The organism is Alicyclobacillus contaminans DSM 17975, from assembly GCF_000429525.1.
GTDB classification, from domain to species: Bacteria; Bacillota; Bacilli; order Alicyclobacillales; family Alicyclobacillaceae; genus Alicyclobacillus_A; species Alicyclobacillus_A contaminans.
On record NZ_AUCA01000010.1, the window covers coordinates 45,432 to 65,582 of the forward strand.

The following is a 20,151-nucleotide window of genomic DNA, read 5'->3' on the forward strand; positions in this document are numbered from 1 at the left end:
ATGGAGTCGGGAGGGGTGCTCCATGGGGGCGACGTTCGTCACCATCATCGCGATTGCTGTGGCTTCCAATCTGGACAATGCGGGCGTTGGCATCGCGTACGGAGTTCGCCGAATTGCCATTTCCCGGTTGGCAAACGTCTGGATTGCCCTGATTTCAGGGTTGGCTACGTATGTGTCGGGGGTGGCGGGAGACACGGTGACTCGCTACGTCACGCCGTGGGCCGCTGCCTGGATTGGCGGCACCGTGATGCTCGCGGTGGGGGCGTGGGTGTGCTCTGAACCATGTCGCAAACGGCGTCAGCAACGACTGGAGAAGGAGAAGACGGGGAAAGCAAACGTGGTGAAGCGTATCCTGGAAGATCCGGTCGCGGCCGACTTTGACCGTTCCCAAACCATCAGCTTGAAAGAAGCCACCGTGCTCGGCATTGCCTTGGCCATCAACGCGTTGGCCGGCGGGTTCGATGCCGGAGTGGTGCATATTGGGATTGTCTGGACGGCGTTTTCCGTGGCGCTCTGCAGCTACGCGCTGTTGGGGGCCAGCGCCTGGGTGGGGCGCAAGTATGCGGCGAGGGCCCTCGGGGACAGAGCTACCTACATCGCCGGGCTGTTGCTGATGTTTATTGGACTCCATCAAATCTGGTAGTATTTTCGATCCCCAAACAAGACATACTGATTGCTAGATGGGATCTGCCGAAACCAGGCGGATTCGCTGGAATTGCGGAGTGGATGCGGTACTGCCGGTGTCCAACTCTTTAGGTTGGTGAGATTGAGTGGAAGAGCAGCCGAAAACATCCTGTCTGGTGTGTCATCAAGAAAAAGCGATAGGTCTGCGGATTTGCGGCCAGTTTCTCTGCGCGGATTGTGAACGGGAAATTGTCGCAACGGACGTTTCCGACGCACGCTATTCGTATTACGTCGAGTGTATGAAAAAGATCTGGTTGGCCGCCATCTCCTGACGGCGGCCTTCGGTGGCCGCGATGCGACGCCTGCAGGCGCATCTTTGCTGCGGAGGTCGGCGCTGAAAAACGAGAAAGGGGGGAATCCCCCCCCCTTTGCATCAAACCAAGCCTGGGATGGCGTGCGGCGATTCGCGACGAGCCACGCCGGTTTGGTACGCGGCCTCCGTGACCGCGCGGCTGACGGCTTTGACGACTTCCGCGTTGAAAACGCTCGGGATGATGTATTGTTCGTTCAGTTGGCTCTCCTGCACGCATCCGGCGATGGCGTGGGCAGCGGCCAGCTTCATCTGTTCGTTGATGTCCCTTGCGCGCGCTTTTAGGGCGCCGCGGAAGATGCCCGGGAAGCACAGAACGTTATTGATTTGGTTGGGATAATCGGAACGGCCTGTGGCCAAGATCCGAACGTACGGCTCGGCTTCCTCGGGCGCAATTTCCGGAATGGGGTTGGCCATCGCGAACACGATGGGATCGCGGGCCATTCGCTTCAAATGTTCCACCTTCAGCACACCGGGGCCGGACACGCCGATGAACACGTCGGCGCCGTCGATGGCTGCCGCGAGGTCTCCCGTCCTTCCCTCCGGATTGGAATGCTTTGCATACCAATCCCACATCGGGTTGTCGTAGCTGCGGTTTTGTTCAATAATCCCGGCTCTGTCCACCCCGATGATGTTTTTTACGCCCGCGGCCTGCAGAATCCGCGTGCAGGCGATGCCTGCGGCGCCGATGCCGCACACCACCACGTGCAAATCCTCCATACGTTTGTCAACGATTTTCACAGCGTTCAACAGGCCCGCCAATAGCACCACTGCGGTACCGTGTTGATCGTCGTGGAATACGGGAATATCCAGCTCTTCGCGCAATCGCTGTTCAATTTCGAAGCAGCGTGGCGACGAGATGTCCTCCAGGTTGATCCCGCCGAACGCCGGTGCAATCGCTTTGACGATGGCGACAATTTCGTCGGGATCTTTGGTGTTGAGGCAAATCGGGAAGGCGTCCACTCCGGCGAATTGCTTGAACAGCATGGCCTTTCCTTCCATCACCGGCAGGGCCGCTTCCGGCCCAATGTCCCCGAGGCCGAGCACTGCGGTGCCATCGGTCACCACGGCCACCGTGTTTCGCTTGATGGTCAATTGGAACGCTTTGGATGGATCCCGGTGAATTTCCTCGCACACCCGGGCAACCCCCGGCGTGTACACGCGCGACAGGTCGTCGCGGTTCTTCACAGGGGTCTTCGGCGTGACCTCAATCTTGCCGCCCAGGTGGACCAGGAAGGTCCGGTCAGAAACGTTGATGACCTGAATGCCGGGGCGCCGCGACAGCGATTCCACGACCTTTTGACGGTGCGCGTCATTGTGGACGTTGACGGTGATGTCGCGAATGACGCTGTCCTTCCCCACGTGAATGACGTCCACGGCGATGATATCGCCTCCGGCTTCGCCGATGGCCGAGGCAACTTCGCTGAACGCTGAACTGGAGTGAATCTTCAACCGCAGAATCAGGCTGAGTCCGCTGGTTTGTTGAATGGACACGGCTGGTTCCTCCTAGTCTTCGATGATGCGCCTGCGCGCATGGATTCCTGCGAATCTCTTCGGTGCACTCGTGCAGCGCGGAATGTATCCGTATTGTATCATAGTGAGGAATTGGATTCGGTTGCGGAATGAACAGAAGGAGTCAGTAGAATTGGCGAAAACCCCGATTTTGGACGCGTTGATGGAGATGGTGCGGCAACTGCGCGTTCCGCTGCACGTACCGGGTCACAAACAGGGGCGGATGCTGCCCGCGGAGTTGGCGGCGTGGCTGGGCCAGGCGGGCCGCCTCGACCTCACCGAACTTCCCGGATTGGACAACCTGCATCAACCCGAAGAATGCATTCTGCATTCCCAGCGCTTGGCCGCAGAATACTACGGCAGTCAACACTGCTTTTACAGCGTCAACGGATCGTCGGCGGCGGTGATGGCGGCGATTTGCTCGGTGGCGGCGGGACGGAAGATCCTCTTGGCGGGCCCCTTCCACCAAAGTGCGTGGCGGGGCATTGTGCTGGCGGATGCGGAACCGGTCATTCTGCCGACGTCATTTCACCGGGCTTTGCATCGCCCGAATCCGCCGGCTGTGGCGGACGTGGCCGCCGAGCTCGCGAAACATCCAGATTGCGCAGCGGTGTTTGTGACGTCCCCCAACTACCAGGGGGCGGTGGCGGACGTGGCGGCACTGGCGGACGTGTGCCACCGGGCGGGGGTGCCGCTCGTGGTGGACGAGGCGCACGGAGCACACTTCGGCCTGATTCCTGAGCTGCCGCCGCACAGTGTGGCTGCCGGGGCGGATGTCGTCATACACAGCGCTCACAAAATGCTGCCAGCGTTGACGCAGACCGCGTGGGTGCATGTGACCGGACCGCGCGTGGATGCGGAGACGCTTCAGCGTTGGCTGTTGACGTTTCAGACCACCAGCCCGTCCTACTTGTTGTTGGCATCTCTCGACGCCGCGCAGGCCTGGCTCCGGTCAGACGGACCTCGGGCCGCAGCGGAAGCGCTGGCTGTGGTTCGCGATGCAGGGATCGTGGTGGCGGGGCAGACCGGGGTAGATCCGCTTCGGCACTGGCTGCCGACCTCCGGTCTTAGTGAGAGTTTGGCTGTCCAAGCTGCGCTCGCAGATGCGGGGATTCAGGTGGAGATGGCGGACGGGCAAGGCGTGTTGGCCGTGTTCGGGTTTGGCATTCGGCCTCGCGAAGCAGAGCGGTACATGGAGATTGTCCGCCAGACGGTGTCCGAGGTGCCGCCGGAGGCAAGGGAAGACGAGGCCGCATGGTCACTTCCGGCGCTGGCTCCCGACTTCGCCTGTCGCCCCCGGGCAGCGTACGGACAAGCGATGGCGTGGGTGCCACTGGCGGAGGCGGAGGGACGGACGGCGGGCGTGATGGTGACACCGTATCCGCCGGGCACGCCGCTGATTGTGCCGGGCCAACGCCTGGACGCTGCGGCGGTGGCGACCCTCCGCGCACTGCTGGCGCAGCACGTGCACATCCACGGAATGCGCGGGGACCGCGTGGGCGTGCTCTGCCATTCAGGTGCGGCAACCGGATGAAGGTGTCGTTCACGTTGACGAAATAAAGGGTGGGATGAGTGTGTTCATCACGTTTGAAGGCATTGACGGTGCGGGGAAAAGTACACAGATTGGGCGCCTGCAACATAGATTGCAATCACAGGGACAAAAAGTGCTGTGCACGCGGGAACCCGGCGGCACAACGCTCGGAGACGGGCTGCGCACGCTTCTGTTGACACCGACGGACACCCCCATGGTGCCGCAGGCGGAGGCGCTGCTCTACGCGGCGTCCCGTGCGCAGGTGGTTCACCAGGTGATTCTGCCGGCGCTGGCGAGAGGGGAAATGGTGCTCTGCGACCGGTACGTGGACGCGAGCCTCGCATACCAGGCGGCGGGACTGGGGCTCCCGTGGGAGGACGTGTGGCAGATGAATCAGCTGGCCACCAGTCACCTGCAGCCGGATTTGACGTTTCTGTTTGACATTCCGGTGGCAACGAGTCTCGACCGCGTCCGGAAGGTGCGCGGAGAGGGTGGACCGGATCGAATTGAACAGCGAGACGAGGCGTATTTTACGCGTGTGCGCGAAGCGTTCCTGCGGATTGCCAAGGAGCATCCGGAGCGGGTGGTGACGCTGGATGCGTCCAAAGCCCCAGATGAACTCGAGCAGGAAATATGGAAGGTCGTAGCGAATCGATTAGAAACCCGGCGTTGAACAGGGGGAATCACCTGTGAAGATGATCATTGCAGTGGTGCAGGACAAAGATAGTCCTCGCTTGGCCCAAAACCTCGTGAAGGAAGGCGTGCGCGCCACCAAGCTGGCGAGCACGGGCGGTTTTCTCCACGCCGGCAACACCACGTTCATGATTGGCACCAGTGAAGACAAGGTGCAGCAGGTGTTGGATTTGATACGGACCAGCTGCAAATCCCGAGAGCAGGTGGTCACGCCCATGTCCCCGATGGGGAGTCAGCTGGAGTCGTATGTTCCCTATCCGGTCAGCGTCCAGGTTGGCGGCGCGACCGTGTTTGTCATTGATGTGGAACAATTCGAGCAGTTTTGAGGAGCGAACATGTCAACCATTGCACCGTTTTCCACTTGGCCGATTCAAACGGAGACGCTGCGGCCGCTGTATGCGGCATTGGCGGAGGGCCGTGTGCCCCACGCCGTCCTGTTGGCCGGATCTTCGGAAGACACGGCAGAGCTGGCTGCCTTTATCACCCGATTGTTGCTCTGCACGGCGCCGGGGGCGCCGTGTGGTCGTTGTTGGGCGTGTTTGCAAGGCGACCGTCACCCGGATGCCATTCGAGCGGTGCCCGATGAGCACGGTGTGGTGAAAACAGCCGCCATTGAGCAGGTTCAGCAGCGCTTGTCTCGGACGAGCCATACGGGGGGGCGCTTGGTCTACACCATTCCCGGCGTGGATTTGTTGAACGCCGTGGCGGCCAATCGGCTGCTGAAGACGCTTGAGGAACCGAATCCGTCCGTCGTGGCGCTGCTGACGGCGACCCAGCCGCAGAACGTTCTGCCTACCATTCTCTCCCGATGCTTCATTTACTCCGTTCAACCGCGTGGCACCCACGCGGTTTGGGATGATTTGCTTCCAGAGATTCCAGCAAAAGAGGAAACGCTGTCCGCCGAGGAATCGTTTGCGGCTGCTTCGAAGGCAGTGGTACAATGGGCACAGACGCTGCTGCAGGGCCGCGAGGGGCCCGTTTTGTTGGCGGACAGCCTCTTGGAGGCGGCAGCGGAGATGGGGGTCGACGTATTCTTGCGGCTCCTGGCGATGTATCTGCGCGACGTCGCCCATGTGCAGGCGGGGGACCGCGAGCACGTGGCAGTCAGCGATTGGCAAGCGGATTTGACGAGGCATGCTCGGACAGTTCCAATGGATAGATTGTACAGGGCAATTCCGATTGTCCTTGAGGCGCGCGTGCGCCTGCGGTCACATGTTGCTCCGGCTTTGAATTTGGAGCGGATGTGCATCCGACTACGGGAGGTTTTACATGGTGTATAGCGTGGTTGGCGTTCGCTTCAAGCCCGCTGGAAAGATCTATTACTTTGATCCGGGGCACCTGCCGATAGAACGCAAAGACCACGTCATTGTGGAGACCGCCCGTGGCATCGAGTACGGGGAGGTTATCGTCGGTCGCAAAGAAGTGACGGAGGACGATGTCGTGCTTCCTCTCAAACAGGTGATTCGAATCGCCACGGAGAAGGACGCCGAAACAGTGGCGGTCAATCGGCGGTTGTCCAAAGATGCCATGGCTGTGTTTAAGCAGAAAGTGGCCCAGCGCGGCTTGGAAATGAAACTGGTGGATGCGGAGTATACGTTTGATAGAAACAAATTGATTTTCTACTTCACCGCGGAAGGCCGGGTGGATTTCCGGGAACTGGTCAAGGACCTGGCTGCGGTGTTTCGAGTGCGCATTGAGCTGCGTCAAATCGGCGTCCGTGACGAGGCGAAGCTGCTTGGCGGCATTGGACCCTGCGGACGCCTGTTGTGCTGCAGCACATGGATGGGGGAGTTTGATCCGGTTTCAATTCGGATGGCAAAGGATCAGAGCCTGTCGCTCAATCCGACAAAGATTTCCGGACTTTGCGGTCGCCTCATGTGTTGTCTGAAGTTTGAAAACGATACCTATCAGGAGCAGGCGGCACCCTGATGTCCCACGGCGGCGGGGGTCGTTTGAGCCATCGGCATGGGCGATGGCGCGCAGCGTTCCGGTTCCGGGCGGCTGACGGATAGACACCGATTACGGGTTGCGGCGTGCGGTCGGCTGGCCGCAGCCGCATCTGCGACAGGAGCGTCATCATGGACAAACAATCGCTGTTTGTACAAGTGGCCAATTTGGAAGAGCGGATTGGCGAACTCTACGTCGAATTGGGCAGTCTGAAGCAGAAGATCCAGGAGCTGATTGAAGAAAATCAGCGGTTGTCGCAGGAGAATGAGCGCTGGAAACAGGTGTTGGTCAGTGGGGAAACGACAGCGCATGCGGGAGAAGGCATCGATAATCTGTACAAGATTTATCAGGAGGGCTTCCATATTTGCCACCTCAAATACGGAAGTCTTCGCACAGAGGGTGAATGCCTGTTCTGCATGTCGTTCCTGAACAAGTAACGCGGCTGTCGCCATGGGGGAGATGCCCGACCCGGGAGGGTCGGGTTTTCCATATGGATGAACTGGCACGGCGCAGCGCCGGAAATGGAGGCGAATGAAAGTGACGGTGCGCGTGATGGAAAACGTTCGAGACGAAGGCCCGGTCCTGTACATATGCAGCACGCCCATCGGGAATCTCGGCGATGTATCTGAACGTCTGCTGGAGGTCCTCCGGTCGGTGGACGTGGTGGCCGCAGAAGACACGCGTCACACGAGGAAGCTGTTGACGCATTTCGATATCCACCCGCCGCTCGTCATCAGCTGCCACGAACACAATCAACGATCCCGGCGCGATACGTTCGCCAAGTGGTGGTCAGAAGGCAAGCGGATTGCCCTCGTCTCGGATGCTGGTACCCCGCTGATCTCGGATCCCGGGGACAGCATTGTGGAACTGGCGGTGGCCACCGGCGTGCCGGTGGTGCCCGTACCGGGGCCGAGCGCTGTGTTGTCGGCGCTGGTGGCCAGCGGATTCGCCGCCGCAACCTTCACGTTTCTGGGGTTTCTGCCGAGGCATCGGAAAGAGGCCGTCGCTGTGCTCTCCGCCCACGCCGAGCTGCCGGGGGCGCTCATTTTGTACGAGGCTCCGCACCGGTTGAGGGACACCCTGGCGCTGCTTGCCGAACAGTTCCCGCACCGGCCGGTGGCTGTGGCCAAGGAATTGACCAAGCGGCACGAAACGCTTTACTACGCCGACCACTGCGGCGAACTGGTCGAATACTTCGCTGCGCAGGCGCCGCGCGGTGAGTATGTGATTGTGCTGGGTCCGTTGAATGGCTTGCAGCGGAGGCGTTCCGCGGAGGAAGGCGAGGCCGAGTTGATCCAAAGCGCCGAGGCGGAGGTGCGGCGGCGGATGGCGGCCGGTGCGTCTCATGCCCGGGCGGTGAAGGATGTGGCGGCCGAACTGGGGGTTCATCGGAAGACGCTGTACCAGGTTACGCTGGCATCCGCGGATGACCGCGAGTGAATAACAAAAGGGGTTGCCGATGCCGGCAACCCGAACCGCATGATTTCGACTCCTGCATGAAACGACGTTGCTCAAGAACTCATTTCCGCAATGCAGGACGGGCAGATGTTCTTCCCCTTGAAGTGGATGATTTCATCTGCTTGTCCGCAGAAAATGCAGGCTGGCTCATACTTTTTCAGAATGATACGATCTCCATCCACATAGATTTCCAGCGCATCCTTTTCGCCGATGCCCAGCGTGCGACGCAATTCAATTGGAATGACGACGCGACCGAGTTCGTCCACCTTGCGCACAATGCCCGTTGATTTCATTGTCCGGCACCCCCGAAATGAAAATGTTCCCTTTTCTGTAATCCCGCCAGTCTCTGTTGTCTATCAGCGAGTCTGCATGCTGGTGACTCAGGCAGTCACTATCATCACATGCAAATTCTTGAATTGCTTTAACTATACAACATAGCACCAATTTTGCAAGACCCTGTTGTATGAGAAACACAGGCTTTAGGATAAACCTTTACCAGTGGACGAACGTTCAGCTTCGTTGACAGAGGCGGAGTGCGCTTGGTATAGTTATGGCGATCCAGCCGGAACCTGTTGCCAGGACTGGCAGCGCGGCAGGATTGGTTTTACGTTGACGTTTGAAACGGCGGTGGACGCCGAAGGAGAATATGGGTCCATGAAGGAATGGTACCTGGTGAAACTGCGCAGCGAGCCGGGATGGGTGTGAGCCGGCCAGGGAAGCCGGGGAGTATGGTTCCGGAGACTCGCGCGTCGAGTCGGATGACGAGGTAGGCGTGCGCGGGGGTTCCCGTTATAGGACGACGGTCAGCGTACGGCTGATCCGATGGAGGCAGCATGTTGCACCTTTGTACCGATGCTGCGAAGTTGGGTGGTACCGCGGGTTTCAAGCCCGCCCCAATTGGGGCGGGCTTTGTTGCATTCCGCATCATGCGGACACATTACGAGAACGTCACAAGGAGGATGGCGTTATGACCAAACCGACGTTTTACATCACCACGCCGATTTATTATCCCAACGACACGCTGCACATCGGGCACTCGTACACCACGGTGGCGGCAGACGCGCTGGCGCGCTACAAAAGGTTGCGCGGGTACGACGTGATGTACCTGACCGGCACCGACGAACACGGTCAGAAGATCCAGCAGCGGGCGAAGCAGGCCGGGAAAGATGTGATGGAATTCCTGGACGAGATCATCGCCTGGATCCGCGACCTGTGGGACAGGCTGGACATTTCCTACGACGACTTCATCCGGACCACGGAACCGCGGCATACGAAGGTTGTGGAGGACATCTTCGAACGCCTGATTGCCCAGGGGGACATTTACCTGGATGCGTACGAAGGATGGTACTGCACTCCGTGCGAATCGTTCTGGCTGGAACGGGATTTAAAGGATGGCAAATGCCCGGACTGCGGCCGCGAGGTCAACTTTGTCCGGGAGCCCAGCTACTTTTTCCGGATGAGCAAGTACGTGGACAGGCTCCTGCAGTATTACGAAGAGAATCCGGACTTCATTCAGCCGGAGTCGCGCAAAAATGAGATGATCAACAACTTCATCAAACCGGGGCTGCAGGATCTCTGCGTGTCCCGCACGTCCTTCGACTGGGGCGTCCATGTGCGGAGCAATCCGAAGCACGTGGTCTACGTGTGGCTGGACGCGCTCACCAACTACATCACCGCCATTGGCTACGGCAGCGACAATCCGGAGGAACGCGCCAAGTTCGAGCGCTACTGGCCCGCGAACGTGCACTTCGTGGGCAAGGAAATTGTTCGCTTCCACGTGATTTACTGGCCCATCATCCTGATGGCGCTGGGTCTGCCGCTGCCGAAGAAAGTGTACGGCCACGGATTCCTGCTCATGAAAGATGGGAAAATGAGCAAGTCGAAAGGCAATGTGATTGATCCCAAACTGTTGATTGAGCGTTACGGCAGCGACGCGATTCGCTACTTCCTGCTGCGGGAAATTCCGTTTGGACAGGACGGGGTGTTCACGCCGGATTCCCTGGTGGAACGCCTGAACTACGACCTGGCCAACGACCTCGGCAACCTCGTGCACCGGACTGCGGCCATGATTCACAGGTTCAACCGGGGGGTCATCCCGCATCCGGGATCGTACCAGACGCCGGACATTGAATTGCGGGACCTGGCGTTGCAGGTGGTGAAGGACGTGGAGGCGCATCTGGATGAAATGCAATTCTCTTTGGCCCTGACGGACATTTGGAAGGTGGTGCGGCAGGCCAACAAATACATTGACGATACGGCGCCCTGGTCGCTGCATAAGCAGGGAGATGTGGAGCGGCTGAACACGGTTCTGTACACGATGGCCGAGGTGATTCGGATGATTGCGGTGCAGATTCAACCGTTCCTGCCGCGCACAGGCGTTGAGATCCTGCGCCGCTATCAGGTGGCGCCGGCTGCCCGCGAATGGTCGTCGCTGTACAAGTTCGGCGAACTGGAGGCGGGCGTCGTGGTGGAATTGGGCGAGCCGCTGTTCCCGCGTCTGGACATTGCCGAAGAATTGGCGGCTCTGGCTGACTTGACCGGCAAGAAGGCGGGGGTGGGTTCGTCCTCGAACACGGCGGGGCAGACGGCGAAAACATCGGAAAAGGAGAGTCAGAAAGTGACCGAGACAGCACAGGCGAACGCGGAGTCCAAGTCGTTGATTGGCATTGACACTTTCAGTCAAGTCGAACTGCGCGTCGGGCAGATTCAGTCGGCGGAGCGGATTGAGGGGGCAGATAAGCTCCTGAAGCTGCAGGTGGACCTCGGCTCGGAGGTGCGCCAGATTGTGTCCGGGATTGCAAAGCACTTCACCCCCGAGTCGTTGGTGGGCCAACGTGTGGTGGTGGTCACGAACCTCAAACCCGTGAAACTGCGCGGCGTGCAATCCAACGGAATGATTTTGGCAGCTTCCGAGGGAGACACTCTGAAACTGGTGACTGTACCGGAAGGGCTGCCGAACGGAGCGATTGTCAAGTGACGCTGTTCGATACGCACTGCCATCTATTTGACGACAAGTTCTCGGAGGATTTGGCGTCGGTGGTGGAACGAGCCCGCGCCGCAGGCGTACGGCGGATGGTGGTACCGGGCGTGGATGTGGACACGTCCCGGCGCGCCATTGAACTGGCCGACCGGTATCCGGAGGTGTACGCCGCGGTGGGCATTCATCCCGAGTCGCTGGCGGATTGGGACGCCGCTGTGCTTGCGGAAATTGAGGCGTTGACGGCGCATCCGAAAGTGGTGGCGATTGGCGAAATCGGACTCGATTATTACTGGGATGTGGCGCCGCGGCTCGTTCAGCAGGAGGTGTTCGTCCGGCAACTGGAACTGGCCCGAAACGTGGGGTTGCCGGTCATCATCCACAACCGCGATGCCACCGAGGACACGGTGCGCCTGATTGAGACCCGGGCCAACGGGGTGACCGGCGTCATGCACTGCTTTACGGGCAGCATTGAAACCGCTCGACGCTGCATCCGGCGTGGGTTCTTCATCTCATACGGCGGTCCCGTGACCTTCAAAAACGCCGAGAACGTTCGAAAAGCCGCCCGTGAAATCCCGGACGAATGGCTGGTGGTGGAGACGGACGCTCCGTATCTCTCGCCGCACCCGTATCGCGGCCAGCGAAATGAGCCCGCCAGGGTTGCGCAGGTGGTGGAGGTGCTGGCCGAGACACGGGGACAGACGTTGGAGGAACTCGCGCGCCTCACCTATGACAACGCCCATCGCTTGTTCCCGCGCGTGGAGGCTGGCGGGAGCCGGTGAAGATTCAGGAGATCATTGTGGTGGAAGGCATTCACGACAAGCAGGCGGTGCAGCGGGTGGTCGAGGCGGACATCTGGGTCGTCGGAGGAGATAGGGTGGCGGAACGGTTTCTGCGAGAATTGGAGCGGGCGAGCCGCACGCGTGGCGTGCTTGTTCTGACCGATCCGGACGGCCCCGGAGAACGGATTCGCCGTCGCATCGCCGCCCGGGTGCCCCATTGCAAGCACGCGTTTCTGCCGCGTAAGCTCGCCGCGTCGCCGCATGGGCTGGGCGTTGAGCACGCCAGCGGGGAAGCGATTGTCGAGGCGTTGCGGAGGGCTCGGCCCACCCCGCCGAAGGCGGACGGTGGCGGTGAGTTCACCATGGATGACCTGCGGGTGAACCGGCTGGCGGGCGGCGCGGACAGCGCGGCTCGTCGAGCTGCTGTGGGTGAACAACTGGGCATCGGGTACGGAAACGCGAAAGCGTTTCTGCACAAGTTGAACGCGCTGGGCGTGGCCCGATGGGAATGGGACGCTGCGCTGAAGACGGTGGAAAGGGACCAGGTGGATGATTGATTGGGATGTGGCGAAGCCGAGCCAGCTCAAAGCGTTGCTGGCGCAGCACGGGTTTTCGTTCAAGAAACAGTTGGGGCAAAACTTTCTGATTCAGCCGCACATTCTGGATCAAATTGTGGAAGCCGCCGAGTTGACCAAGGAGGACGGCGCGTTCGAGGTGGGGCCGGGAGCCGGAGTGGTCACCCAGCGGTTGGCCCGTGCCGCCAAGCGGGTGGTCAGTGTGGAAAAGGACAGAGCGCTCACCCCTGTCTTGGCGGATTCACTGGCGGCGTGCGCCAATGTCGAGGTGCTCTACGAGGATGTCCTCAACCTCCATTTGTCGGACGTTTGGCAGCGGTATGCCGACTGCCGCTCGGTGTCCATGGTGGCCAATCTGCCGTATTACATTACGACGCCCATCCTGTTTCACGTGCTGGAGTCCGGCGTCTCTCTGCGGAATGTGGTCATCATGGTGCAGCGCGAGGTGGCCGAGCGCATGGCCGCCGCCCCGGGCAGCAAAGATTATGGCGTTCTGAGCATCGCCGTGCAGTATCGGGCCCAGGTGGAAAAGGTGACGACGGTGCCACCATCCGCGTTCCTGCCGCCACCGAATGTGGAATCCCAGGTCGTGCGGCTGCGGATTCGGGAGCAGCCGGCGGTGGCCGTGGCCGATGAAAAGACGTTCTTCCGCGTGGTACATGCCGCCTTTTCGATGCGTCGGAAAACCTTGCTGAACACGCTGTCGGCAGGCATGGGCGCCTCGAAAGCACAGGTTGCCCGCTGGCTGGAGGAGGCGGGGGTGGACGGCCGGCGCCGGGGGGAGACACTCACCTTGGCTGAATATGCACGGCTGTCCAATACCTGGTCTTCCCGGGGGTGAATCTTCCGATTTTTCTTCCGTTGGCATATACTGTAGCCAAGCGGTGGAAGGAGGAGATGCCCAGTGGATTGGATGTTTCACAGCCCCAGCCGCGGTATGATGACCTTGCAGGAGGTCGCTGAGGACATTCTCAGTCAGGTCAGTTCCTTTCCGAAGGACGAGTTTCGGTTGATGGTCGGCACCGACTCTCAGCCCAAACCGGGGACTCGGTCGGTGACGTTTGTCACAGCTGTGATTGTACATCACGTGGGGAAAGGCGCCCGCTATTACATTCATCGAGAACATCAGCAGCACATGTATTCCCTGAGGCAGCGGATGTTCACGGAGGCGTCGTATTCGCTTCAGGCGGGTGGCATGTTATCAGAATATCTGAACCAGCGCGGGGCCCATTGGGGATGGGAGGTTCACCTGGACATCGGCCAGAAGGGTGCCACCCGCAAGCTGGTGCGCGAAATTGTCTCCTGGATCACACAAAGTGGATATGAAGCGAGGATTAAGCCCGATTCATTCGGCGCCTCGAAAGTAGCCGACCGGTACACCAAGCACTGAGTCGGCTTTGTTTATGGCGGCAGATGGATGGTGATGGAACCGGCGAAGGCGTCCAGCGCGTCAAACCGCCGGGCAGTGTGATAGCCGTTCCAGAGGCGTCCGCGCCACGTGCGACCGGGCCTCTGGCAGAGCATCAGGCGGCAGCCGTCCAGCGCGTCGCCGAGCAGTGTGGCGCGCATGGCAGCCTGATGGTGTCCCGATTTCACGGGATTTCCCGCATAGCGCGCGGACCAGGCACGGCTGACGCCGAGCCGCAGCGGCGGGCGACGGTGCGCGGCAAGCAGGGCCAGCCATCGGCCGGGGTGGGCCAACCAACGCGGAGACACCCATTCGAACACCGCGCGGTCGACCAACAGCGGCAGCTCGTTGGGCGCCACATCGGTTAAATGGGGATGTTGGTGGTGCAGGGTGTCCTGCCAAAGCGCGATGTCCGGGCGGGGGTCTCCGCTGTGGGCCACCCACAGACAATCCAGCGCATCATCCCGCCCCTCCTTCAGAAACTCGGCCAATGCCGGACCGAAGCTGCCCATCCAATCACCGTCGACGTACAACAGTCGCTTGGCATTCGGGAAAGTCCGCAGGGCTGCGTAGGTTCCGACGGATCGACCGATGTCCGGGCCGAGTCCGTGCTCAAACGAGACTTCGTGAAGACGCATGGCCAACGCCGCAGCGGTTTCCTCCGCGGCGTTCAGTGCGGCGGCGGGCTCGATATGGTTCACCACGACCACACAGGTGGTGACCCCCGCGCGGTGCAGTTGGCGAAGCACGTTTTTCAGGGAACTCGTCTCGTTCTGTACGGCAATGATGCCGCAGACGTTCTCCTCGGACGTCATCCGGCGTTTCGCCTCCCCTCGTCACAACCGGCTTCACCGGGCCATATGCTAGGGTGTAATCGCCCCGCTGAAGGAGGATGCGGCCTTGTGGAAGTCCGGAGATTTGGTGGCGCGCAAGTCGTACGGAAAAGATCTCTGTTTTGTCATCGTTGAAGTGGATGAAGCGTCGGAAACGGCCATTCTGAAGGGAATCGACGTGCGGCTGATGGCCGATGCGCCGTTTTCCGACCTGGAGCTGTTGAGTGAAGAAGAGCGGCAGCAATTTGAAGCGAACCGCAAGCACGTCGAGGACGAGTGTCTACGCTTGGTGCACACTCGCCGCGCCATGGAATCCGAGAAACGATCCTTGCGCAAGGAAGCGCGTTTTCACTCCAATCCGGATTTTTTTGAGCGGCCCGGACAGGTTCTGCACTTGGACGGTGACGGCACCTATCTGCAGAAATGTTTGAACATGTACAAGGAACTGGGCATCCGGGCCATCGGACATCATGTGCGGGAAGCCGAAATGCCGGGGACGGTCAAGGGCTTGTTGGAAAAGTATGAACCGGACATTCTCATTATCACTGGCCATGACGGTTTAATCCGCAAAGGTAAGTCGTGGACCGACCTGTTCAACTACCGCAATTCCGGTCACTTTGTGAAGACGGTGCAGACCGCCCGCAAGCACTCGCGAAACATGGATGATCTGGTGATCATCGCGGGCGCCTGCCAATCCCATTTTGAAGCGATTCTCGACGCCGGCGCGAATTTCGCCAGCTCTCCGCAACGCATCATGATCCACGCGCTCGATCCGGTGTTCATTGCGGAAAAAATCGCCTTCACCCCCATCAATGAAACGGTCAACGTGTACGACGTCATCCGTTCCACCTACACTGGTACGGACGGCGTCGGAGGATTGGAGTCCAGAGGCAAGTACCGGCTGGGCCTGCCGAAGTCGCTGTACTGAGTCTGCGTCAAGTGAACTTCATCCACCGCAATGGAAAGACACGTCGTTCGACAAAAGTAGTGAGGAATACCCATTGACAATAGAAATCATGCGTTGCTATAATTATAAACCTTTGTTGACAATACCCTTCTTCCATGGTACAATGTCGGATGGAAAGAGGTGGTGTGTGTTGACGAGAAATGCGCTCCACGAAATTAAGAAGAGCCTCGATGGACTCATCGGGGAAAAAGTCCTTCTACGTGCGAACGGCGGACGTCGGAAAACCGTCGAACGCACTGGGGTGCTCGAGGAGACATATCCTTCTGTGTTCGTAGTCAAACTCGATCCACCCGATGGCACGTTTAAACGTGTTTCCTACAGCTATGCAGATGTTCTTACAGAGACGGTGGAACTCATGGTCTGCCGAGATGGGGATAACGTTCGAATCACGTATACCCAAGCGTAAGATACATTCCCAAAATGTTATGACAAGCGACTGGCTGTTCAGTCGCTTTTTTGTTTGTGCGCCCGGCATGGGCGACAGCGTCGGTGCTTCGGTTTTGGAAAACCCTGAAGGCGGCTGGAACAATCCTCCTGTGTTTGCCAACCGGAGACGGGCAGGCTAATCCTGCCGTCACTCTGCAAAGGAGGCGTTGTTCAGATGGGAAGACGACGGGGCATCATGTCCGAGGAATTCAAGTACGAATTGGCGAAGGAGCTTGGGTTCTACGATACCGTGCAGCGTGAGGGGTGGGGAGGCATCACCACCCGCGATGCCGGGAACATGGTGAAACGCGCCATCGAGATTGCCGAACAAGCGTTGGCAGAGCAACAACGACCGCACGGACAGGAGTGAGCACGGCCGGGCCGGGGATTTCCCGGCCCGTTTGACGTCGCGGTCATGCATACCGGTATCCTGCGGCGGTTAGGCTAAGGCCGATTGTGGCTTGACATCCTGCGTTAGGCAGAGAACAAAAAGCGAGGTGGATTCTCCTTGCGAGGTGAGCCTGGCCCGTTAATGATCATCGGCGGTGCCGAGGACAAAACCGGGGAGTGCCGGATTCTTCGGGAGTTTCTCCGGTTAGGCGGCGGCTCTGCAGCGAAAGTTCTCGTGATGACCGTGGCAACGGAACTGCCTATTGAAGTGGGCATGGACTATGTGGAGGTGTTCAAGCGACTCGGGGCGGCAGATGTCCGGACGTTTGACGTCTCGGATCGAAAAGCGGCCAATCGAGACAGCGCGGTGGAGATGATCCGCGATGCGACCTGCATCTTCTTCACGGGCGGAGACCAACTGCGCATCACCAAGCTGCTCGGCGGCACCCGAATTGATGCCATGCTGCACGAGGTTCGCGCGGACGGGGTCCCACTGGGTGGTACGAGTGCAGGGGCTTCCATGATGTCCAGCACCATGATTGTGGACGGGGAGGCCGAAACCAACCCGCGCATCGGGATTGTGCAGATGGCACCGGGCATGGAGTTTGTGGATGGCGTGGTGATTGATCAGCACTTTGCCCAGCGAGGCCGGTTGGGCCGCCTGTTGTCCGCGGTCGCCCAATACCCCCACCACCTGGGCCTCGGCATTGACGAGGACACAGCGGTGGTGGTGGGACGGGACGCATTCAAGGTGATTGGCAGGGGAGCGGTCAGTGTGGTGGACGCAGGGGCGCTCGACCACAGTAATCTTGAACGCGTACGCAGCGACGAATCGCTGGCACTGTGCGGCGTAAAACTCCACATTCTCCCAGAAGGGTATGGCTTTCACCTGCGGAATCGGGCGCCCATCGTCCATTGGCAGCAGTGGGAAACCAGCCGGAGCAAGGAGCTGACACCATGAAGATTCTTTCGGTACGCCATGTGGAAGGTCCGAATGTATATATACGCAAGCCGGTGCTGATTGCCCGGATCGACTTGGAGGAATTGGCCGAACGGGAAAGCTACGAATTTCCAGGATTTGTGGATCATTTGTTGCGCACGCTGCCCGGGTTGCGCGACCACCATTGCGCGAAAGGGGAACCGGGCGGATTTGTGGAGCGTTTGTACGGCGGCACATATTTCGGCCACATCGTTGAGCACGTGGCGATTGAGTTGGCGCACTGTTCGGGATTATCCGTCCACTTTGGAAAGACGGTGTACGCTGGGGGCGTCGGTTTGTACGACGTGGTCATGGAGTGCCAGGTCTACCCGGCTCAGGCCTGGCTTCTGGAACAGGCCATGCTGTGGGTGGACCGGCTGCTTCACGGACAACTGCCGGAGGCGCCATCGGTGATTGCGGAGGCGAAGCGGCGCGTGGGAGAGGCCGGTCTTGGGCCGAGCACCCAGGCGATTGTGGATGCCGCGCTGCGCCGGAGGATTCCGGTCCGCAGGCTGAACGCTGGCAGTCTCATTCAACTCGGCTATGGACGCCATCGCAAGCTGGTGGAGGCGACTATCACGCAACAGACATCCGCGGTCGGGGTGGACATCGCCTGCGACAAGGAGTTGACGAAGCGCGTTCTGCAGGAAGCGGGGATTCCCGTGCCGAGCGGCGGGGTTGCCAGATCGGCTGCGGAAGCGGTGGCGCAGTTCGGCGAGATTGGGGCGCCTGTGGTGGTCAAGCCCTACAACGGGAACCAGGGACGAGGCGTTTGCTTGAACCTGTGCTCGCCGCAAGACGTGTTGGAGGCTTACGGCATTGCGGCGCAGTACTCCGACAAGGTGATTGTGGAGCGTTACGTCAACGGGCGCAATGTCCGTCTTCTCGTGGTGGGCGGCAAATACGTGGCAGCCAGTGAGCGCTTGCCAGCCCGCGTCTGCGGCAATGGCCGCGACAGCATTCGGGCGTTGATTGACGCCATCAACCGGAACCCGCTGCGCGGAGAGGGACACGAGAAACCGCTGACCAAAATTGTGGTGGACTCCGTGGTTGAAGCGACGCTGCGGCGACAGAACCTGACGCTGGACGACGTTCCGCCCGCCGGTGCCGTGGTGTTGCTGCGCAACAGCGCCAATCTGTCCACCGGCGGTGAGGCCGTTGACATCACGGATGAACTCCACCCCACCTATCACCGCCTGGCGGAGCGGGTGGCGGCGGTCATCGGACTGGACGTGTGCGGGATTGACCTGGCCGTCGAACACCCCACGGAACCGTATCATCCTCACCACTGCACGGTGATTGAAGTCAATGCAGCTCCCGGAATTCGGATGCATGAACATCCTTCCCACGGTCTGCCGCGCCCGGTGGCGGACGCCATCGTGCAATCGCTGTTTCCGCATGGACAGGGTCGTATCCCCATTGTCTCTGTCACGGGGACCAACGGGAAGACGACCACCACACGATTGATTGGCCATACGCTGCACCAGATGGGGAAGATGGTTGGGATGACGACCACCGGTGGTGTCTTTGTGGGCGGTCAGCCGGTGGTGGAGGGGGACACGACGGGACCGGCCAGCGCGCGCATGGTTTTGGCCGATCCGACGGTGGAGGTGGCGGTCCTGGAAACCGCCCGCGGCGGCATTGTCCGAGGGGGTCTGGCGTACGACTGCGCGAATGTGGCTGTGCTGACCAATATCACCGCAGATCACCTGGGGCAGGACGGGATTGACACCATTGACGACCTCATGCACGTGAAGTCACTGGTCGCCGAATGCGTGTGGGAGGACGGCGTTGTGGTGCTGAATGCGGAATGTCCGCAGTTGGTGGAGCTCGGCAAACGGCTCCCCCAACGCATAGCGTTTTTTGCCCTCAGCCAAAGCCATCCGGTCCTCGCTCGGCACCTGGCGTGCGGTGGCACCGGTTATTATGTAGCGGAAGGGTGGTTTGTGGAAGCGCGCGGCAATTTGACCTGGCAAATCGCCCCGGTTGCGGGGGTTCCGCTCACCGGCGGCGGGGCGCTCCGGTTTCAGGTCGAAAACTGTCTGGCTGCGGCCGCCGCGCTGCGGGCGTTGGGCTGCACGCGGCAGCAGGTGGCGAAAGGCTTGTGCACGTTCCAGCCCAGCCTGCATAATCCCGGCCGCTGTACGGTGTTTTGCATGCCCAACGGCTGCCAGGTGGTGCTCGATTACGGGCACAATCCCGACGGCTTTCAAAAAGTGGGCGAGTGGCTGACCCGGGTGCCGCATCGGCGGTTGATTGGCGTGGTGGGTGTTCCAGGAGACCGGTCTGACGCGGTGATCTCCCAGGGTGCCGGTGTTCTCAGCGGGATTTTCGATGCCGTGGTCGTCAAGGAGGACGTGGACAAGCGCGGGCGGCAGCCGGGTGAAGTGGCGGGGCTGATGGCGGAGCGGATTCGCAGGGACAGACCGGAGGTGCCGTGCACCATTGTCCTCGATGAGGCTGAGGCGCTCCGTTTTGCGATTCAGCAGGCGCTGCCTGGGGACGTCGTGGTTCTGTTTTACGAGTCGTTTGACCGGGTGCAGCAGGTTGTGCTGGACCTGGGAGGACAACGCAAGGACGGATTGCAGGAGCAGAGGCCCTTCATCCCGTCATCTGCCTTGCAGTAGCGCATTTGGAAAAAAGTTTAGGGTCTCTTCGCACAGAGGCTTGCGTTGCGGA

22 protein-coding genes and 1 pseudogene are annotated in these 20,151 nt (G+C 60.2%); 20 read left to right on the top strand and 3 right to left on the bottom strand.

What is annotated here, in order from left to right; genetic code table 11:
* Positions 1-22: 22 nt before the first annotated feature.
* Together ytaF and G463_RS0105845 are read left to right on the top strand one after the other, a co-directional pair.
* Complete coding sequence (gene ytaF, locus G463_RS0105840; RefSeq protein WP_026974406.1) at positions 23-643, top strand: sporulation membrane protein YtaF; 621 nt, start codon at positions 23-25, stop codon at positions 641-643.
* A gap of 157 nt (positions 644-800) precedes the next feature.
* On the top strand, positions 801-956 hold the full coding sequence (locus G463_RS0105845; RefSeq protein ID WP_245575703.1) for a sigma factor G inhibitor Gin: 156 nt from the start codon (positions 801-803) through the stop codon (positions 954-956).
* A gap of 101 nt (positions 957-1,057) precedes the next feature.
* On the opposite strand, the gene G463_RS0105850 is transcribed toward G463_RS0105845, so the two are convergent.
* On the bottom strand, positions 1,058-2,488 hold the full coding sequence (locus G463_RS0105850; RefSeq protein WP_026974408.1) for an NAD-dependent malic enzyme: 1,431 nt from the start codon (positions 2,486-2,488) through the stop codon (positions 1,058-1,060).
* Between the two features lie 151 nt (positions 2,489-2,639).
* Between G463_RS0105850 and G463_RS23795 the strand changes: the two genes are divergently transcribed.
* The 7 genes and pseudogenes from G463_RS23795 to rsmI all read left to right on the top strand — a co-directional run bounded on the left by G463_RS23795 (position 2,640) and on the right by rsmI (position 8,117).
* Positions 2,640-4,040: an aminotransferase class I/II-fold pyridoxal phosphate-dependent enzyme gene (locus G463_RS23795; RefSeq protein ID WP_051321990.1), complete on the top strand. Its 1,401-nt coding sequence runs from the start codon at positions 2,640-2,642 to the stop codon at positions 4,038-4,040.
* Between the two features lie 34 nt (positions 4,041-4,074).
* Positions 4,075-4,710: a dTMP kinase gene (gene tmk, locus G463_RS0105860; protein ID WP_035485939.1), complete on the top strand. Its 636-nt coding sequence runs from the start codon at positions 4,075-4,077 to the stop codon at positions 4,708-4,710.
* A 16-nt stretch (positions 4,711-4,726) separates the two neighbouring features.
* Positions 4,727-5,056, top strand: a complete 330-nt coding sequence (locus G463_RS0105865; RefSeq protein ID WP_026974410.1) for a cyclic-di-AMP receptor — start codon at positions 4,727-4,729, stop codon at positions 5,054-5,056.
* 9 nt (positions 5,057-5,065) lie between these two features.
* Positions 5,066-6,010, top strand: coding sequence for a DNA polymerase III subunit (locus tag G463_RS0105870; RefSeq protein WP_051321991.1), 945 nt, complete (start codon positions 5,066-5,068; stop codon positions 6,008-6,010).
* A pseudogene (locus tag G463_RS0105875) lies at positions 6,003-6,641 on the top strand (PSP1 domain-containing protein); the annotation flags it as partial. The gene G463_RS0105870 and the pseudogene G463_RS0105875, both read left to right, overlap by 8 nt.
* Positions 6,642-6,808: 167 nt before the next feature.
* Positions 6,809-7,114: an initiation-control protein YabA gene (locus tag G463_RS0105880; RefSeq protein WP_026974413.1), complete on the top strand. Its 306-nt coding sequence runs from the start codon at positions 6,809-6,811 to the stop codon at positions 7,112-7,114.
* A gap of 100 nt (positions 7,115-7,214) precedes the next feature.
* A complete protein-coding gene (gene rsmI / locus G463_RS0105885) occupies positions 7,215-8,117 on the top strand; it encodes a 16S rRNA (cytidine(1402)-2'-O)-methyltransferase (RefSeq protein WP_169725430.1) in 903 nt (300 codons plus the stop codon).
* Positions 8,118-8,188: 71 nt separating this feature from the next.
* Here the strand turns inward: rsmI and G463_RS0105890 are convergent, their stop codons facing one another.
* Positions 8,189-8,428 (bottom strand): AbrB/MazE/SpoVT family DNA-binding domain-containing protein, encoded by a 240-nt coding sequence (locus G463_RS0105890; RefSeq protein WP_021294663.1) that lies wholly within the window; start codon positions 8,426-8,428, stop codon positions 8,189-8,191.
* A gap of 205 nt (positions 8,429-8,633) precedes the next feature.
* Between G463_RS0105890 and G463_RS22780 the strand changes: the two genes are divergently transcribed.
* The 6 genes from G463_RS22780 to G463_RS0105925 all read left to right on the top strand — a co-directional run bounded on the left by G463_RS22780 (position 8,634) and on the right by G463_RS0105925 (position 13,859).
* Positions 8,634-8,840, top strand: a complete 207-nt coding sequence (locus G463_RS22780) for a hypothetical protein (RefSeq protein WP_026974415.1) — start codon at positions 8,634-8,636, stop codon at positions 8,838-8,840.
* 262 nt (positions 8,841-9,102) lie between these two features.
* A complete protein-coding gene (gene metG, locus G463_RS0105905) occupies positions 9,103-11,112 on the top strand; it encodes a methionine--tRNA ligase (protein ID WP_026974416.1) in 2,010 nt (669 codons plus the stop codon).
* On the top strand, positions 11,109-11,894 hold the full coding sequence (locus G463_RS0105910) for a TatD family hydrolase (RefSeq protein ID WP_026974417.1): 786 nt from the start codon (positions 11,109-11,111) through the stop codon (positions 11,892-11,894). The genes metG and G463_RS0105910 overlap by 4 nt, the downstream gene beginning before the upstream one ends.
* Positions 11,891-12,451 (top strand): ribonuclease M5, encoded by a 561-nt coding sequence (locus G463_RS0105915; protein ID WP_026974418.1) that lies wholly within the window; start codon positions 11,891-11,893, stop codon positions 12,449-12,451. The genes G463_RS0105910 and G463_RS0105915 overlap by 4 nt, the downstream gene beginning before the upstream one ends.
* Positions 12,444-13,310: a 16S rRNA (adenine(1518)-N(6)/adenine(1519)-N(6))-dimethyltransferase RsmA gene (rsmA, locus tag G463_RS0105920; RefSeq protein ID WP_026974419.1), complete on the top strand. Its 867-nt coding sequence runs from the start codon at positions 12,444-12,446 to the stop codon at positions 13,308-13,310. Before G463_RS0105915 ends, rsmA begins: the two co-directional genes overlap by 8 nt.
* A gap of 72 nt (positions 13,311-13,382) precedes the next feature.
* Positions 13,383-13,859 carry a ribonuclease H-like YkuK family protein gene (locus tag G463_RS0105925; RefSeq protein WP_051322001.1) on the top strand — a complete coding sequence of 159 codons (477 nt, stop codon included), beginning with the start codon at positions 13,383-13,385 and terminating at the stop codon, positions 13,857-13,859.
* A gap of 11 nt (positions 13,860-13,870) precedes the next feature.
* Here G463_RS0105925 and G463_RS21635 read toward each other — a convergent pair whose 3' ends face one another.
* Positions 13,871-14,692, bottom strand: a complete 822-nt coding sequence (locus tag G463_RS21635; protein ID WP_051321993.1) for a hypothetical protein — start codon at positions 14,690-14,692, stop codon at positions 13,871-13,873.
* An 85-nt stretch (positions 14,693-14,777) separates the two neighbouring features.
* Here G463_RS21635 and yabG point away from each other — a divergent pair, with 85 nt between their 5' ends.
* The 5 genes from yabG to cphA all read left to right on the top strand — a co-directional run bounded on the left by yabG (position 14,778) and on the right by cphA (position 20,099).
* Positions 14,778-15,638 carry a sporulation peptidase YabG gene (gene yabG, locus G463_RS0105940; RefSeq protein WP_026974422.1) on the top strand — a complete coding sequence of 287 codons (861 nt, stop codon included), beginning with the start codon at positions 14,778-14,780 and terminating at the stop codon, positions 15,636-15,638.
* Between the two features lie 169 nt (positions 15,639-15,807).
* On the top strand, positions 15,808-16,083 hold the full coding sequence (gene veg / locus G463_RS0105945; protein ID WP_026974423.1) for a biofilm formation stimulator Veg: 276 nt from the start codon (positions 15,808-15,810) through the stop codon (positions 16,081-16,083).
* Between the two features lie 195 nt (positions 16,084-16,278).
* A complete protein-coding gene (locus G463_RS0105950) occupies positions 16,279-16,473 on the top strand; it encodes a small, acid-soluble spore protein, alpha/beta type (protein WP_026974424.1) in 195 nt (64 codons plus the stop codon).
* A 138-nt stretch (positions 16,474-16,611) separates the two neighbouring features.
* Positions 16,612-17,454, top strand: a complete 843-nt coding sequence (locus G463_RS0105955; RefSeq protein ID WP_026974425.1) for a cyanophycinase — start codon at positions 16,612-16,614, stop codon at positions 17,452-17,454.
* Positions 17,451-20,099: a cyanophycin synthetase gene (gene cphA / locus G463_RS19095; protein ID WP_035485949.1), complete on the top strand. Its 2,649-nt coding sequence runs from the start codon at positions 17,451-17,453 to the stop codon at positions 20,097-20,099. Before G463_RS0105955 ends, cphA begins: the two co-directional genes overlap by 4 nt.
* The last annotated feature ends 52 nt before the right edge of the window (positions 20,100-20,151 follow it).